12 protein-coding genes are annotated in these 15,606 nt (G+C 65.1%); 3 read left to right on the top strand and 9 right to left on the bottom strand.

The window, feature by feature from the left end:
- Positions 1–171: 171 nt before the first annotated feature.
- A complete protein-coding gene (locus tag FJ430_RS16715) occupies positions 172–753 on the top strand; it encodes an NAD(P)H-dependent oxidoreductase (RefSeq protein WP_140646647.1) in 582 nt (193 codons plus the stop codon).
- The gene (locus tag FJ430_RS16720; RefSeq protein WP_140705635.1) at positions 753–1,340 is read left to right on the top strand and encodes an NAD(P)H-dependent oxidoreductase; all 588 of its coding nucleotides are present in this window, start codon (positions 753–755) and stop codon (positions 1,338–1,340) included. The genes FJ430_RS16715 and FJ430_RS16720 overlap by 1 nt, the downstream gene beginning before the upstream one ends.
- A gap of 145 nt (positions 1,341–1,485) precedes the next feature.
- On the opposite strand, the gene FJ430_RS16725 is transcribed toward FJ430_RS16720, so the two are convergent.
- The 5 genes from FJ430_RS16725 to FJ430_RS16745 all read right to left on the bottom strand — a co-directional run bounded on the left by FJ430_RS16725 (position 1,486) and on the right by FJ430_RS16745 (position 9,104).
- Positions 1,486–3,933: a GcvT family protein gene (locus FJ430_RS16725; protein ID WP_140705632.1), complete on the bottom strand. Its 2,448-nt coding sequence runs from the start codon at positions 3,931–3,933 to the stop codon at positions 1,486–1,488.
- Positions 3,930–5,111, bottom strand: a complete 1,182-nt coding sequence (locus FJ430_RS16730) for a pyridoxal phosphate-dependent aminotransferase (protein ID WP_140705630.1) — start codon at positions 5,109–5,111, stop codon at positions 3,930–3,932. Before FJ430_RS16730 ends, FJ430_RS16725 begins: the two co-directional genes overlap by 4 nt.
- Complete coding sequence (locus FJ430_RS16735) at positions 5,111–6,010, bottom strand: homocysteine S-methyltransferase family protein (RefSeq protein WP_140705628.1); 900 nt, start codon at positions 6,008–6,010, stop codon at positions 5,111–5,113. The genes FJ430_RS16730 and FJ430_RS16735 overlap by 1 nt, the downstream gene beginning before the upstream one ends.
- A complete protein-coding gene (locus FJ430_RS16740; protein ID WP_140705626.1) occupies positions 6,007–8,460 on the bottom strand; it encodes a GcvT family protein in 2,454 nt (817 codons plus the stop codon). The genes FJ430_RS16735 and FJ430_RS16740 overlap by 4 nt, the downstream gene beginning before the upstream one ends.
- 101 nt (positions 8,461–8,561) lie before the next feature.
- Positions 8,562–9,104 (bottom strand): XRE family transcriptional regulator, encoded by a 543-nt coding sequence (locus tag FJ430_RS16745; protein WP_140705992.1) that lies wholly within the window; start codon positions 9,102–9,104, stop codon positions 8,562–8,564.
- A gap of 281 nt (positions 9,105–9,385) precedes the next feature.
- On the opposite strand from FJ430_RS16745, the gene FJ430_RS16750 reads away from it, so the two are divergent.
- Complete coding sequence (locus tag FJ430_RS16750; protein WP_140646639.1) at positions 9,386–10,090, top strand: nitroreductase; 705 nt, start codon at positions 9,386–9,388, stop codon at positions 10,088–10,090.
- 22 nt (positions 10,091–10,112) lie between these two features.
- Here FJ430_RS16750 and FJ430_RS16755 read toward each other — a convergent pair whose 3' ends face one another.
- The 4 genes from FJ430_RS16755 to FJ430_RS16770 all read right to left on the bottom strand — a co-directional run bounded on the left by FJ430_RS16755 (position 10,113) and on the right by FJ430_RS16770 (position 15,594).
- Positions 10,113–11,555 (bottom strand): MFS transporter, encoded by a 1,443-nt coding sequence (locus FJ430_RS16755; RefSeq protein ID WP_140705624.1) that lies wholly within the window; start codon positions 11,553–11,555, stop codon positions 10,113–10,115.
- Positions 11,556–11,715: 160 nt separating this feature from the next.
- Positions 11,716–12,303 (bottom strand): sarcosine oxidase subunit gamma family protein, encoded by a 588-nt coding sequence (gene soxG, locus FJ430_RS16760; protein ID WP_140646683.1) that lies wholly within the window; start codon positions 12,301–12,303, stop codon positions 11,716–11,718.
- Between the two features lie 7 nt (positions 12,304–12,310).
- A complete protein-coding gene (locus FJ430_RS16765; protein WP_140705622.1) occupies positions 12,311–15,319 on the bottom strand; it encodes a sarcosine oxidase subunit alpha in 3,009 nt (1,002 codons plus the stop codon).
- Complete coding sequence (locus tag FJ430_RS16770) at positions 15,316–15,594, bottom strand: sarcosine oxidase subunit delta (RefSeq protein WP_140646633.1); 279 nt, start codon at positions 15,592–15,594, stop codon at positions 15,316–15,318. The genes FJ430_RS16765 and FJ430_RS16770 overlap by 4 nt, the downstream gene beginning before the upstream one ends.
- Positions 15,595–15,606: the final 12 nt, after the last annotated feature.

The following is a 15,606-nucleotide window of genomic DNA, read 5'->3' on the forward strand; positions in this document are numbered from 1 at the left end:
TACCGGAAATCTCCCCCGCAAGGGGGGAGATTGGCAGCTTGAGCGCTGCGGCCAACCTGCCACGCTGATAATTGGCGAAAGCGATGCGGCAGTCCGATCTCCCCCCTTGCGGGGGAGATGTCCGGCAGGGCAGAGGGGGGTGCCTCGCGCTGACGTTCGGGACGTTGTCCCGTGAAGATCCTCGTGCTCTTCGCTCATCCGGTGGAGACCAGCTTCAACGCCGGCCTGCACCGGACGATCGTCGAGCGGCTCGCCGCGGCGGGTCATGCTGTCGACGATTGCGACCTCTACGCAGAGGATTTCGATCCGCGGCTGACGCGCGCCGAGCGGCTCGGCTACCACGACCCGCGCGGGCCGGACGACCCGGTCGCCCCCTATGTCGAAAGGCTGCGGAATGCAGAAGCGCTGGTGCTGTCTTTCCCGGTCTGGAATTACGGTTATCCGGCGATCCTGAAGGGCTTTTTCGACCGGGTCTTCCTGCCCGGCGTGTCGTTCAAGCTGGTCGACGGCAAGGTGCGGCCGACGCTGCACAATATCCGTAAAATGGCGGCCATCACCACCTATGGCGGCAGCCGTTTTCGCGCCATGCTGATGGGCGACCCGCCGCGCAAGATCGTCAAGCGCATGCTGCGGGCCACGATCAAGCCCGGCGCTTCCGTCTCCTATCTCGCGCATTATTCGATGAACCTCTCCACCGACGAGACGCGCGACGCCTTCATGGCGAAGGTCGCCGCCACGATGGACGCCTTCTGATGCGCGTGCTGGTGGTCTATTGCCATCCGGTGCCGGAGAGCTATTGCGCGGCGATCCGCGATACTGCCGTCGAGGTGCTGAAGGCAAAGGGTTGCGATGTAAGATTGCTCGACCTCTATGCCGAGAATTTCGACCCGGTGATGAGCTGCGAGGAGCGGCGCTTCTACAACGACCGGGCGCCGGAAGACCCGTCGCTCAAGCCGCATTTCGAGCATCTGAAATGGGCGCAGGCGATCCTCTTCATCTATCCGACCTGGTGGTACGGCCTGCCGGCGATGCTGAAGGGCTGGTTCGATCGGGTCTGGGCGACCGACATCGCCTTCCAGCTGCCGGCCGGAAAGGGCCGCATCAAGTCGCTGATGACGCATGTCACCAAGGTCGGCGTCATCACCACTTGCGGCGCGCCGACCTGGTGGAGCGTGGTCGTTGGCCAGCCCGGCCGCAAGACCATCCTGCGCGGCATGCGGGCGCTCTGCGCCACGCGCTGCAGGACGTTTTTTCTCGCCCACTATCTGATGGATTCCTCGACGCCGAAGAGCCGGGCGGCGTTTTTGGGCAAAGTGAGGGCGAGGCTGGAGCGGTTTTAAGATTAGCGTCCTTCTCCCCGTTCAACGGGGAGAAGATGCCGGCAGGCAGATGAGGGGCGGCGCTTCACTTGCAGAACTTGGCGCTTACCCCTCATCCGCCCTTCGGGCACCTTCTCCCCGTAAACGGGGCGAAGGGAAGGTGGCGCTACATCCTTACCCGTTCCGCCTTAGGATCGTACATCGGCTTCAACGACGCCTCCGCCGCGAAGCGCTCACCGGCGATCTCGACCTCGTAGGATGAGGCAAGCACGTCCGCCTCGCTTTCGCCCTCGCACGGCACGTAACCCAGGCCGATCGCGCCGCCGAGATGGTGGCCGTAATTGCCGGAGGTGATCGGGCCGACGATCTTGCCGTCGCGCAGGATCGCCTCGTTGTGGAAGAGCAGGGGCTCAGGGTCTTTCAGGCGGAACTGCACCAGCCGGCGTGATAGGCCGGCTTCCTTCTTCCTGAGCACCGCGTCGCGGCCGATAAAGCCGGCTTTGCTCGTCTTGACGGCAAAGCCAAGGCCGGCCTCCAGCACATTGTCCTCGTCGGTGATGTCGTGGCCGAAATGGCGGAAGGCCTTTTCGATGCGGCAGGAATCGAGCGTATGCAAGCCGCAAAGCTTCAGGCCGATATCGGCGCCGGCTTCAGCGATCGCCTCGAAGACATGGGCGGCCTGCTCCGTCGAGACGTAGAGTTCCCAGCCGAGCTCGCCGACATAGGTGACGCGATGCGCTCGGGCGAGGCCCATGCCGATCTCGATCTCCTGGAAAGTGCCAAACGGATTGGCTTCGTTGGAAAAATCGTTCGGGCTGACCTTCCGGATCAGGTTTCGCGCTTCCGGTCCCATCAGGCAGATGACGGCTTCGGCGGCGGTCACGTCGGTGATGACGACGAATTCGTCGGCGACATGCTTGCGCAGCCAGGCAAGGTCGCGCTGCAAGGTGGCGCCCGGCACGACGAGGAAATAGGCCGTCTCCGACAGCCGCGTCACGGTGAGGTCGCTCTCGATGCCGCCGCGCTGGTTGAGCATCTGCGTGTAGACGATCTTGCCGGGAGCAACGTCCATGTCGTTGGCGCAAAGCCGCTGCAGGAACGCGCAGGCATCGCGGCCTTCGACGCGGATCTTGCCGAAGGAGGTCATGTCGAACAGGCCGACGCCGTTGCGCACGGCCAGATGCTCCTCGCGTTGGTTATCGAACCAGTTCTGCCGCTTCCACGAATAGCGGTATTCGCGCTCCTGGCCATCGCGCGCGAACCAGTTGGCGCGCTCCCAGCCCGCCACCTCGCCGAAGACGGCGCCGCGCGCCTTCAAATGTTCATGCAAAGGCGAGCGGCGCACACCGCGCGAGGTCGCCATCTGGCGATAGGGGAAATGGTCGGCGTAGAGCAGGCCGAGCGTTTCCGACACGCGCTCCTTGAGATAGCGGCGGTTCTTCTGGAAGGGCTGGGCGCGGCGGATGTCGACTTCCCAAAGGTCGAAGGGCGCCTCGCCGTCGTTGATCCATTGCGCCAGCGCCATGCCGGCGCCGCCCGAGGAGACGATGCCGATCGAATTGTAGCCGGTCGCCATCCAGTAGCCGGCAAGTTCCGGCGCCTCGCCGAGATAGTAGCGATCGTCGGGGGTAAAACTCTCTGGACCGTTGAAGAAGGTGTGGATGCCGGCGGTGCCCAGCATCGGCATGCGGTTGACGCCCATTTCGAGGATCGGCTCGAAATGATCCATGTCCTCGGGCAACTGATCGAAGCAGAAATCCTCGCGGATGCCGTCCATGCCCCAGGGCTTCGCCACCGGCTCGAAGGCGCCGAGCATCATCTTGCCGGCGTCCTCCTTGTAGTAGGCGCACTCGTCCGGCACACGCAGCACCGGCAGGCGCGAGAGGCCGGGGATCGGCTCGGTGACGAGATAGAAATGCTCGCAGGCATGCAGCGGGATGGTGACGCCGTTCTGCCGGCCAAGCTCGCGCGCCCACATGCCGGCGCAGTTGACGACGATGTCGGTTTCGATCGTGCCTTGCTCTTCGCCCTGCGTCCAGGAGACGCCGGAGACGTGGCCGTTCTTGGTATGGACCTTGGTGACCTTGACATTCTCGATGATCGTCGCGCCGCGCTGGCGCGCGCCCTTGGCCAGCGCCATGGCGATGTTGGCCGGATCGCACTGGCCGTCGAGCGGCAAATGCACCGCGCCGACCACGTCCGAGACATTGAGATGCGGGTACATCTCCTTGACTTCGCTCGGCGAAATCTCGCGCACGTCGACATCGAAGGCGCGGGCGAGCGATGCCTGCCGATAGATCTCGTGCTTGCGCTCTTCGGTCAGCGCGACGGTGATCGAGCCGACCTGGCGCATGCCGGTGCCGACCTCGGTCTCGGCTTCGAGCTTGACGTAGAGGTCGGCCGAGTATTTCGCCAGCCGCGTCATGTTCTGCGAGCCGCGCAACTGGCCGATCAGTCCGGCCGCATGCCAGGTGGTGCCGCTGGTGAGCTGCTTGCGCTCCAAGAGTACAATGTCGGTCCAGCCGAGCTTGGCTAGGTGATAGGCGACCGAGCAGCCGGAGACGCCGCCGCCGATGATGACGGCGCGGGCCTTACTGGGGATGGCCTTGGTCATGCTGCCTCGCGGCCGTAGTTGGAGGCGAAGCGGCGCACGCGAAGCGCTGCTTCCTTGAGGATGGGTTCGGGCTGGCAGAGGCTGATGCGGATGTGCCCGGCGGCGGCTTCGCCGAAGCTCGATCCGGGCATGACGCCGACCTTTTCCTTGTCGAGCAGCGCCCAGGCGAATTTCTCGTCGTCGGGCTCGACGGCGGAGACATCGAGCATGATGTACATGCCGCCTTCGGAGCCGCGCACGGTGACTTCATTGGCGCCGCGTATGGCATCGAGGAAGACGGTGCGTCGCGCGGCATAGCGTTCGGCGATGTCCTTCACGCCATAGTGGTTCTCCAACGCCTCGGCGCAGGCGATCGAAATGAAGGCCGGCAGGCCATAGGTCGTGACCAGATTGAGGTCGGTCATCAGCGCGATCATCGCTTTCGGCCCGGTCAGCCAGCCCATGCGCCAACCGGTCATGCCGTGGCTTTTCGACATGGAGTTGATGACCAGCGTACGCTCGGCCATGCCGGGCAGCGAACGCGGCGAGATATGCTCGCCGCTGCCAAGCGTCCAATAGACCTCGTCCGACAGCAGCCAGAGATCATGCTCCTTGCAGATTTCGGCCAGTTGCTCGAGCCGTTCGCGCGAGTAGACGGCGCCCGTCGGATTGTTCGGCGTGTTGATCAGGATGGCGCGGGTGTTGGGCTTGAGCGCGGCGCGGATCATCTCCGCGCGGGGTTGAAATCCATCTTCGGCGGGCGTCTCGACCACGGTGAAGCTGGCGCCCGCGGCGCTGAAGGTGTTGGGATAGGTGGCGTAATAGGGCGCGACGACGATGGCGTGGTCGCCAGGGTCGAGCACGCCTTGCACGGCAGCGTAAAGCGCTGCCTGGCCGCCAGGCGTGGCGATGACCTCGTCGGGTTCCGTGAGGATGCCGGCGCAAGCGGTCGCGGCGGCGGCCATCGCCTTGCGCAGGCGCGGTAGGCCAGGCAGCGGCGTGTAGTGATGGTTGCTGCCGCGCACGGCGGTCACGCAAGCCTCGATCGTTTCAGACGGCGTGTCGAAATCATGGTCGCCGACCGAGAGCACGATGATGTCTTCGCCGGCCTGCTTGCGATTCCAGGCGGCGAAATGAACCTCCCAACCATCCTTGCCGGAAGGCACGATGGCAGTAATGCGCTTTGACGGCTTTGGCATCAGGAAACTCCCGAAATCTGGTGGCCGGCCCGCGTGAGCTTGTCACGCAGGGCGGCGATATGGGCGGGGCCGACCTCGCAGCAGCCGCCGACAATGCCGGCGCCGGCATCGACCCAGCCGATGGCCTGGTCGGCATAGGCTTGCGGATCGAGATCATGGCGGGCGTGCAGCACCTCGACCGTCCCGCCATGCTTCAATGCCTCGACCGAAGTGAAGCCGTTGGCATAGGCACCCACCTGTCCTTCCAGGGCAACGAGTTCGGGCAAGGCGGCGGCGATGGCTTCGGGCCGGCAGCAGTTGAGCAGCCGGGCCGCGACCGGCAGGTCGTCGAGAGCGTTGACGGCGGCAGCAATGGTTTCGCCGCTGCGCAGGCGGGGCGTGCCGTGGTCGGCCAATGTCCACGAAACCCATACGGGCTTGCCGCTTTCGGATGCCGCGGTGACGGCCACGCGGGCCTCCTCGGCGGAAGCCATCGTCTCGCACAGGAACAGATCGACGCTGTCGGCCTGCTCGGCGACGATGCGGCGATAGATATCGAGCGTCTCTTCGAAGGAGATGGTCAGCGCCGGCGCGTAGCTTCCGAACAGAGGCGACAGGCAGCCGGCTATGGCTGCGTCGCCCGCTTCGTCGCGAGCCTGCCTCGCCAGTTCGATGCCGCGCTTCTGCAACGGCTTGAACAGATCTTCGGCGCCCTCGCGCGCCAGGCGTTCCGGCGTTGCCGAATAGGTGTTGATGGTGATGACACGTGCGCCGGCACGGATGAATTCCGCGTGCAGGTCGCGCACCAGGTCCGGTTCGTCGATCAGCACCCTGGCCGACCACAACGGCGTCGGCTCGGACCTGCTGCGCCGAACCAGTTCCTGGCCCATGCCGCCATCGGTGAGGATGACGGAGGTCATGCCCGCAACCTCTCATTCTTCGGATCCCACAGCGGCTCGTCGTTCTGGACGACGGCCTTGAAGCGATCGCCAAAAATCTCGATTTCGATGGCCGTGCCCGGTTGCGTGAGATCGGCGCGCAGCATGCCAAGCGCAATCGACTTGCCGACGCGGTGGCCCCAGCCGCCCGACGTCGTCTCGCCGACGATGCTGCCGCCGTGCCAGAGCGTCGACATATAGGGCGCGTCGCAATCGCTGGGATTTTCGACGACCAGCGTGACGAAACGCTTCGTCACGCCCTGCTGCTTTTCATTGAGCAAAGCCGCCTTGCCGCAAAAGTCGGGCTTGTCCCATTTGACGAAGCGCTCCAGGCCGCCCTGCAGGATCGAATAGTCGGTCGAGAGATCGCCCTTCCAGGCGCGGTAGCCTTTCTCCAGCCGCAGCGAATCCAGCGCATACATGCCGAAGGGTTTCAGCCCGTGCCTCTGGCCGGCGGCCCAGACGGCATCGAAGACGGCCGTCGTGTCGGCGACCTTGGTGTGGATCTCCCAGCCAAGCTCGCCGGCGAAGGAGACGCGCACCAGTTTCGCCCAGCGTCCGGCGATGGTCGTTTCCTGATGCGTCAGCCAGGGCAGCGAGAGATCCGCGTCGCAGACGTCGGCCAGGATCTTGCGCGAGTTCGGTCCGGCGAGGATCTGGGTCGAGTATTCCTCCGTCCGATCGGTCAGCGTGAAGGCTGCGTCGGCGGGCATGCGCGACTTCAGCCATTCGAAATCGTGCCACTGCGCGACCGCCGCGGTGATCAACGTCATCTGGTCCTCGCCATGGCGTAGCACCGACATTTCGGTGACGATGCGGCCCTTGTCATCGGCGAAATAGACGAGGCCGATGCGGCCAGGCTTCGGCACCAGGCCGGTGACCTGCCTTGCCAGCCAGTCAGCCGCGCCCGGACCTTCGAGGTTGAAGCGCGAGAAGCCGGGCAGGTCGAGGATGCCGGCGGCATCGCGCACCGCCAGGCATTCTTCGCGCACCGCGCGGTGCCACGGACCTTCGCGGCGGAAGGTGAGCGTGGCATCTTCCGATGTGTCGTCGCCGGGCTTCGCATACCAGGTGGCGCGCTCCCAGCCATTATAGGCGTCGAACTGGCCGCCCAGCGCCTTGATGCGCTCATGCAGCGGCGAAAGCTTGCGGTTGCGCCCCTCCGGCCAGGCATGACGCGGGAACTGGATGGCGTATTCGTTGCCATAGATTTCCATGCCCTTGGCGACGCAATAGTCGGGGGCCGAGGCAAAGCTCGTGAACCGGCGCGGATCGCAGGACCACATGTCCCATTCGGTCTGGCCCTCGGTGACCCACTCGGCCAGCACCTTGCCGGCGCCGCCGCCTTGCGCGATGCCGAAGGTGAAGACGCAGGCCTCGAAGGCATTCGGCACGCCGGGCATCGGGCCGATCAGCGGGTTGCCGTCCGGCGCGTAGGGGATCGGTCCGTTGATCACCTTGGAGAGACCAGCGGTGCCGAGGATCGGCACGCGGGCGACGGCATCGGCGAGGTAGTGCTCGAGGCGGTCTAGATCGTCCGGGAAAAGCTGGAAGGAAAAATCCTCCGGCATCGGATCGTTGTGGGCCGCCCAATGCGCCCGACAATTGCGCTCATAGGGGCCGAGATTCATGCCGGTCTTTTCCTGGCGCAGGTAGTAGGAGGTGTCGACGTCGCGCAGCAACGGCAGTTTCTTGCCCTGTTCCTTCGACCATGCGGCGAGTTCGGGGATTTCCTCGAACAATATGTACTGATGGCTCATCACCATCATCGGCACTTCGCGGCCGAACATCTTTCCAACCTCGGCGGCGCGGTAGCCGGCCGCGTTGATGACGATCTCGCAGCGGATTTCGCCCTGTGGGGTGGTAACCACCCATTCGCCGTTCTCGCGGCGCACGCGGGTGACCGGGCAGAAGCGGATGATTTTCGCGCCCATGTCGCGCGCGCCCTTGGCGAGCGCCTGGGTCAGCTGCGCCGGGTCGATGTCGCCGTCGCTCGGATCGTAGAGCGCACCCTTCAGCTCATGCGTCTCGATGAAGGGGTAGCGGCGCTTGATCTCGTCGAGGCCGACGACGTCGATGTCCATGCCTTGGTAGCGGCCCATGCCCTTGGCGCGCTGGAATTCCTGCATGCGCTCATTGCTATGAGCAAGCCGGAGCGAGCCGGTGACATGGTAGTTCATCGGATAGTCGACCGCTTCGGCCAGACCCCGGTAAAGCTCGGTCGAATAGCGCTGCATGTTCATCAGCGACCACGACGAGGAAAAGGTCGGCACGTTGCCGGCGGCATGCCAGGTCGAGCCGGAGGTCAGCTCGTTCTTTTCCAGAAGCACGCAATCGGTCCAGCCGGCCTTGCAGAGGTGGTAGAGCGATGAGCAGCCGACGACACCGCCCCCGATGATCACCACGCGTGCCGTGGTCGGCAAACCCGCCATGTTCTTCCTCCAACTCAAAGCGCGAAACGTCGCGCTTTGCTTCCTGTTGATGCATGCCGTTGTCCCAAAACCGCTGGGCACTTTTGGGCGGCATGCAATGTTCAATAGACAGGCGGTGAAACCACCCAAATGACGACCGCTGCCTCGACGCCAGGATTGCGCCAGCGGAACGGCTTGCCCTCGAAGCGGAACGAATCGCCTTCGCCGAGACGATGCCAGACGCCGTCGATCTCGATCTCGAACGTGCCCGACGCGATATAGCCTGCTTCTTCCGTCGGGCGGCGCGCTTCGGTCTTCAGCTCCGCGCCCGGCGCGAAGACCGAGCGCAGCATCTCGAAGCTACCGCCGAGGTCGGGCGACAGAAGCTCCTCCACCAGGCCGGATTCATTTGTGCCAAGCGAACGGCGGCTGCCGGCGCGCACGACCACGCCGCGCTCCTGCTCGACAGGGACATCATGGCTGAAGAACAGGCTGATCGGAACATCGAAGAGGCTGGCGAATGCTCTGAGGTCGCCGAGCGAAGGAACCGAGAGGCCGCGCTCGACCTGGCTGACCCAACCGACCGAACGGCCTAACTTGAGCGCGATTTCAGCAAGCGTGAGGCCGCGCACCTTGCGGAGCGCACGGATGTCGCCGGCCAGCAGCCGGTCGCCATTGTCCTGCTCCGATTTGGTCGCGGTCGGGGTCAAAGGTTGCTCGTGAAAAAATCTGGATAAATTTCATGAGAGGGTAAAACCATGAAAAAATCAAGGAGATTTTCATAGGCCACAAGATTTGCTTGCGCGTTTTCGGCGGTTGATGCAAAGGCTCGCGCACGAGCGGCGAGTGGGGCGTCCGGTCGGGGACCAGTTTTAGCTTATAGTCTGCGGATGGTCGTTAAGGAAACCGGGTTGCGGGTTTCTGGCCATGCCGAAAGGGACGACCCATGCTTGAGAAGAACATCCGGATCGCGTCGGATGCGGAGATCGTCGATGAGGCGATCATGTCGCGCCGGTCGGTGCGCGCCTTCCTGCCCGATATGGTCGATGACGACACGATCCGCGCGATCCTGGCCGTCGCCGCGCGCGCGCCGTCCGGCACCAACATGCAGCCCTGGCGCGTCTATGTGACCAAGGGCGAGGTCAAGCAGCGCATCAGCGACGCCATCCTCAATTCCGGCATCCGCGCCGAAAAGGCGGAGTGGGACGAGTACCGCTACTATCCCGACCAGTTCTTCGAACCATACCTCACGCGCCGCCGCGCCAACGGCTTCGGGCTCTATGGCGTGCTGGGCATCGGCCGCCGCGAGGTCGACAGGATGCGCGCCCAGCACGACCGCAACTTCATCTTCTTCGACGCGCCGGTCGGCATGATCTTCACGATCGACCGGCGATTGAACCAGGGGTCGTGGATCGACTACGGCATGTTCCTGCAGAACATCATGGTGGCGGCGCGGGGCAGGGGGCTGCATACCTGCCCGCAGGCGGCCTTCGCGCCCTATCACCGCCAGATCAGGCCGGTGCTCGGTATTCCCGACGAGGAGATCGTCGTCTGCGGCATGGCGCTCGGCTATGAGGACACGTCGAAGCCCGAAAACGAGTTCCGCACCGACCGCGCGCCGCTCGAGGACTGGGTAAGCTTCGCGGAATAGTGGCGCCGAGTTTCTCGGTCGGCTAATCGGTGCTCATATGCGCGCCGTGCCCGCTGACATGGGCGCCGTCCTGCGGCGTCAGCCTGAGATAAGCCGACAGCGCGCAAAGCGTGATCAGCCCTTCGATGACGAACAGGATGCGATAGTCGTTGACGCTGGCCTTGCCGCCGCCGGCAAGCAGCGACAGCAGCGCAGCGGCGAGGCCGACGCTGATCGCCACCGCAAGCTGCCACAAGATATAATAGAGCGCGCTGAAGCGCGCGAGCTGCTCCGGCGCGATGTCCGAATAGGAAAGGTTGCCGGTCGAGGCCCATTGCACCGAACGGAAGACGCCGAAGGCGAAGATGTAGGCCAGGACGATCCAGGCCGGCAGGCTCTCCTGCATCAGGGCAAAGCCCGCGACCAGCAAGGCGACGATCGGCGTGTTGGTGACCAGCACGCGCCTGAAACCGAAGCGGTTCAACAGGCGCGGCATGAAAAAGCGCATCATCAACGACCCGATCGCGGCGACGAAGGTCAGCGATCCGGCCTGCACGGCGCTCATGCCGAAGCCGAGCTGGAACATCAGCGGCAGCAGGAAAACCACCGAGCTCAGGCCGATCGTGTCGAGGGCGCCGCCGGTGAGGAAGGAGATGCGGAAGGTGCGGATGCGCAGCAGGTTGAGATCGAGCAGCGGGTTGCGGGCGCGCAGGCAATAGAAGGCGGCAACCGTCAGGATGACGATCGCCAGGCCAAGCTCGATGCCGATGAGACTGCTTGCGGCATCCTTGGCGGCAAGCGAATCCATGCCGAAGACCAGCAGCCCCATGCCGCTGCCGACAAGCAGGAAGCCCGGAAAATCGAATGGGGTGCGGACCGGCTTGGTCGTCGTGGGAAACATGGAGGCGGCCAGCATCGCGGCGGTCAGCGCGATCGGGATGTTGATGTAGAAGATCCAGCGCCAGGAGACGTAAGTGGTGAGCGCGCCGCCGACGAGCGGGCCGACAAGCGGCCCGGATTGGCCGGCCAGCGAGATATACATGTTGATCTTCAGCGTGCGGTCGCGCGGGAAGCTCGACAGGATCACGACCTGGCCAAGCGTGCCCATCAGCGCGCCGCCGCAGCCTTGCAAGGCGCGCGAGCCGACCAGCATCCAGATGTTTTCCGAAAGGCCGCACAGGGCCGAGGCGCCAGCAAAGACGAGCAGCGCGAAGCAATAGACGTTGCGCAGGCCGAAGCGGTCGGCCAACCAGCCGCCGAGCGGCATGGTGACGATGAGGCTCGCGACGTAGACCGTGATCAGCAGGCCAAGCTGGCTTGGCGGGCGATCGAGGCTCTCGCCGATGCCGGGCAGCGCGGTAACCACGACATTCTGGTCGAGGCTGGTCATGAACACGCCGCAGGCGACCGTCGCCGGCAACAGCATCGACGGACCCCCCGCCGGAGCAAAGCGGGTCGTGGCCGTCGCCGAAGTCTCAACAGTCATGGAAGAGTATGGTCGAACTGGTTGCCTGAGCGGACGTTTGCCCTGGCAAACGCCGATGATTCCTATCTATCGTCCCTGCTGGCCCAACGCTCAAGCAGCAGTTGTAATCGTCCGTAGTGCCAGATGCCGGCTGGACCATTCCTGATCTTGCCGCGCCGGGCTATTGCACTTCGTAACCGACCTCCTCCGAGGCGTGGCACAAAGCCTTCCAGAACGAGCGCGCGAAAGAGCGGAAGACGTAGATGTCGAACTGGTCGGCGCCTGTGCGCTGGATCTGCGCGAAGACGTCGTGATGGTTGGTCGAACGTCCAGCGCCGAGCGGGAAGGCCGGCAAGGCGAAGTCGATGGCGAAGAATTTCGCCATCACCCATTCGGCCTTCGGGCCGGCGATGCGGATCGCGGTGCGGCCGTGCGAAAGGTCCGTCAGTGTGCCGATGGCCGGCGTGATCGATCCGGCAAAGGCCTGAGCCAGGCCTTCGGCCTCGTCCACCACGGTGAATTTCCCCGGCGCGAAGCCGAAAACGGCGCGGGCGCCGTTGCTCGCGCCACCGCCGGCGCCGTCGGGCAGCGCGAGCCCGGTGACCTTGCGGACAATTTCGATCAGCCGCTTCTCTTCGCCCGGCCATGCGGCGAGCTGCAGGATAGAGCCCGGCCGCGTCTCAGACAGGATGACATCGACGCCATGTTCGAAATTGCCGTGCGACCCCGGATGATAGTCCGGCTCGAGCGGCGATTGGCGTTCGGGCAACTGGTGCTCAGCCATGCATGCGGCTCCCGTCCGGATCGTAGAAGTGGTTGGAGACGATCTCGATCGGCCCGAACCGGTTGCGCAGCGGATCCGAGACGAACGCGCGGGTTCCGTGACGCGCCTTGCCGCCCTTGACCAAAGCCAGCGCGATATATTTGCCCAGCGCCGGCGAATAGCAGCAGGCGGTGATGTGACCAAGCGAGTCGTGCGGATTGGCTTCGTCCAGTTCCTCGACGATGTGTCCGCCGCCGTTGAGCGGCCGGTTGTCGAGGGCGATCAGGCCGACCAGTTCGTGCCGGTCAGGCGCGATCAGGCCTTCACGGTCCATCATGGCAGAGCCGATGAAGGGCTTCTTCTTCGACAGCATCCAGTCGAGGTGGAGATCGCGCGCGGTGGTGCGGCCGTCGATCTCGGCGCCGGTGACATGGCCCTTCTCGATGCGCATCGTGCCCAGCGCCTCGAGCCCGTAGGTGACCAGGCCGAAAGGCTTGCCGGCCTCGATCAAGGCTTCCCAGACGCGGGTGCCGTAGCCGGCGCCGGAATAGACCTCGAACGCCATTTCGCCGGAGAAGGACAGCCGGCAGATCATCACTGGGACGCCCGCGATCCGGCCGTGGACGATGCCCATGAAGGGCAGGCTGGCGTTGTCGACGGCGGTGCCGGTGACGCAGGAGGCAAGGATGGCGCGCGCGTTCGGTCCACCGATCGCCGCGCCCGCCCATTCGTCGGTGACGGAGGTGACGGTGACCTTCAGCTCCGGCCAGATGACGTCGAGGAAATATTCCAGATGCTGCATCACCTTGCCGGCATTGGCGGTGGTGGTGGTCATCAGGAATTCCTGCTCGCCAAGCCGCCAGGTGGTGCCGTCGTCGAAGGCAAGCCCATCCTCGCGCAGCATCAGGCCGTAGCGGGCCTTGCCGACCGCGAGTGTGGAAAACATGTTGGTGTAGACGCGGTCGAGGAACTCGGCCGCGTCGGGCCCTTGCACGGCGATCTTGCCCAGTGTCGAGACGTCGACGATGCCGGCGCTTTCGCGTGTCGCTTTCGCTTCGCGGACATAGGCCTGCTCGACCGTCTCGCCGGCAAGGCCGTAGATCATCGGGCGGTACCAGAGGCCGGCCGAATACATCCTCGCGCCATTGGCAAGGTGCCAGTCATGCATCGGCGTCAGCCGTTCGGGCTTGAGGTCGCCGAAGCGCTCGGCGGCCAAGGAGCCGATCGACACCGCCGTGTAAGGCGGGCGGAAGCGCGTCGTGCCGACTTCGGGGATCGGCTTGCCGAGCGCCTCGGCCATGATGGCAAGGCCAGGCACATTGGAGTTCTTGCCCTGGTCGGTCGCCATGCCGAGCGTGGTGTAGCGCTTCAGATGCTCGACCGAGACGAAGCCTTCGCGATGCGCCAGCCGCACGTCCTCGGCGGTCACGTCGTGCTGGAAGTCGACAAAGCTCTTGCCCTTGGCCTTGATCTCGAAGACCGGCGCCGGGTCGGGATCGCCGGGGGCCGCCTCGACGACGGGCAGGGGAGCGGATGACGCTGCACCGCCAGCCGCCTGAAGGCCGGCCGCGCGGCCTTCGGCGATGGCTTCAGCAGTCGAAAAACTGCCGGTGAAGGCGCCGGCGCCAATCCATTGCTGATTTGGCCAGCGCTGCGTCGGCTTCGGTGGCAGGAAAGCCTGCCGGGCCGGGTTCCATTCGGCCTTCGCTCCGGCCTGGCTGGCAAGATGGATGGTCGGCGACCAGCCGCCGGACATCAGAAGGCTGTCGGCATGGATGCTGCGTTCGTCGCCGCTCAGCGCACCGCTCGTGGCGTCGAAGCGCTGCACCTTGAGGCCGGTGAGGCCCTTGCCGCCCTCGGTCGCAACCACGGCATGGCCGTCCAGCAGCTCGGCCTCGGCTTCGCTCGCCAGCCGGCGCATGTCGTTCGAGACGTCGCTTCGGACATCGACGATGGCAACGATCGCGGCGCCGGCCTTCTTCAAGGCGAGGGCCGAGCGGTAGGCGCTGTCGTTGTTGGTGAAGAGCGCGATGCGCTGTCCCGGCAGCACGCCATATTCAACTGCGTAGCGTTCCGCCGCATGCGCCAGCATGACGCCGGGACGGTCGTTGCCCGGGAACACCAGCGGCCGCTCGAAGGAGCCGGTGGCGAGAACCACGGTGCCTGCGCGGATCGCCCAGTAGCGCTGGCGCGGCTCACCCTTGGCGCCCACTTCCTTGTGATCGGTCACGCGTTCGAGCGCGGCCAGCGTGTTGCCGTCGTAATAACCCCACACCGTCGTGCGCGGCAAAAGGCGGACATTGTCGTTGCCTTCGAGCTGGCCAACGGTGCGCTGGGCCCAGTCGGCGGCAGGCATGTCGTCGATGGTTTCGCCCGACCAGTTGGCGGAGCCGCCGAAGTTGGCTTCGAGATCGGCGAGGATGACGCGGGCGCCCTGGTCGGCGGCGGCTTTTGCCGCCATCAGGCCGGCCGGACCGGAGCCGACGACCAGCACGTCGCAAAAAGCGTTCATGCGCTCGTAGCGCGCCGGATCGGGCGCGGTGCCAGCCTTGCCGAGGCCGGCGGCGCGACGGATGAAATGCTCGCAGAACATCCAGAAGCGCGTGCCCTTCAGCGGGCCGATCACCGGCCCCATGAAGGTCTTGTAGTAGAAGCCGGCCGACAGGATCTTGCCGCCGAGCTGGTTGATCGCGCTTACATCCCAGGCAAGCGAAGGCGTGCGGTTCTGGCTGACGGCGACGAGACCGTCATAGATCTCGACCATGGTGGCCGGGATGTTCGGCTCGCGCACTGCGCCGCGCAGCACCGTCACCAGCGCGTTCGGCTCCTCGACGCCGGCGGCAAGCAGACCGCGCGGGCGGTGATATTTGAAGGAGCGGCCGAACAGCGTCACGCCGTTGGCGAGCAGCGCCGAGGCCAGCGTGTCGCCGGCATGGCCGGTGTAAGGCGCGCCGTCGAAGGTGAAGCGGATGGTGCGCAGCCGGTCGATCCGGCCGCCGGTCTCCGTGCGGCGAGGGCTCACGAGCGGCCCCCCGCCTTGTGGCCGCCACGAGCGAAGGCGGTGCTCAGGATCTCATGCGTGATGGTGTTGCGCACGACCCTCAGATGCGCGCGGCAGCCGCCGGAATGCTGCCAGATCTCGTTGTGATCGCCGGCCGGGTTCAGCCGGTCGTAGACATAGGCGTTCCAGGCGTCGAGGTTCTGCGAGGCCGGCTGCGGCCGCTCGCGGTTACCGTCGCCCTGGTAGGTGAATTCGATGACGTCGCGCGGCCCGCAATAGGGACAGGTGATAAGCATTCTCTTTCAAAA

The organism is Mesorhizobium sp. B2-8-5 (assembly GCF_006440675.2).
Lineage (GTDB): Bacteria > Pseudomonadota > Alphaproteobacteria > Rhizobiales > Rhizobiaceae > Mesorhizobium.

Coding starts and splice junctions, on each gene's coding strand:
- FJ430_RS16755 (WP_140705624.1), bottom strand. CDS start 11,555: ATGACTGTTGAGACTTCGGCGACGGCCACGACCCGCTTTGCTCCGGCG.
- FJ430_RS16740 (WP_140705626.1), bottom strand. CDS start 8,460: ATGGCGGGTTTGCCGACCACGGCACGCGTGGTGATCATCGGGGGCGGT.
- FJ430_RS16770 (WP_140646633.1), bottom strand. CDS start 15,594: ATGCTTATCACCTGTCCCTATTGCGGGCCGCGCGACGTCATCGAATTC.
- FJ430_RS16750 (WP_140646639.1), top strand. CDS start 9,386: ATGCTTGAGAAGAACATCCGGATCGCGTCGGATGCGGAGATCGTCGAT.
- FJ430_RS16730 (WP_140705630.1), bottom strand. CDS start 5,111: ATGCCAAAGCCGTCAAAGCGCATTACTGCCATCGTGCCTTCCGGCAAG.
- FJ430_RS16720 (WP_140705635.1), top strand. CDS start 753: ATGCGCGTGCTGGTGGTCTATTGCCATCCGGTGCCGGAGAGCTATTGC.
- FJ430_RS16735 (WP_140705628.1), bottom strand. CDS start 6,010: ATGACCTCCGTCATCCTCACCGATGGCGGCATGGGCCAGGAACTGGTT.
- FJ430_RS16725 (WP_140705632.1), bottom strand. CDS start 3,933: ATGACCAAGGCCATCCCCAGTAAGGCCCGCGCCGTCATCATCGGCGGC.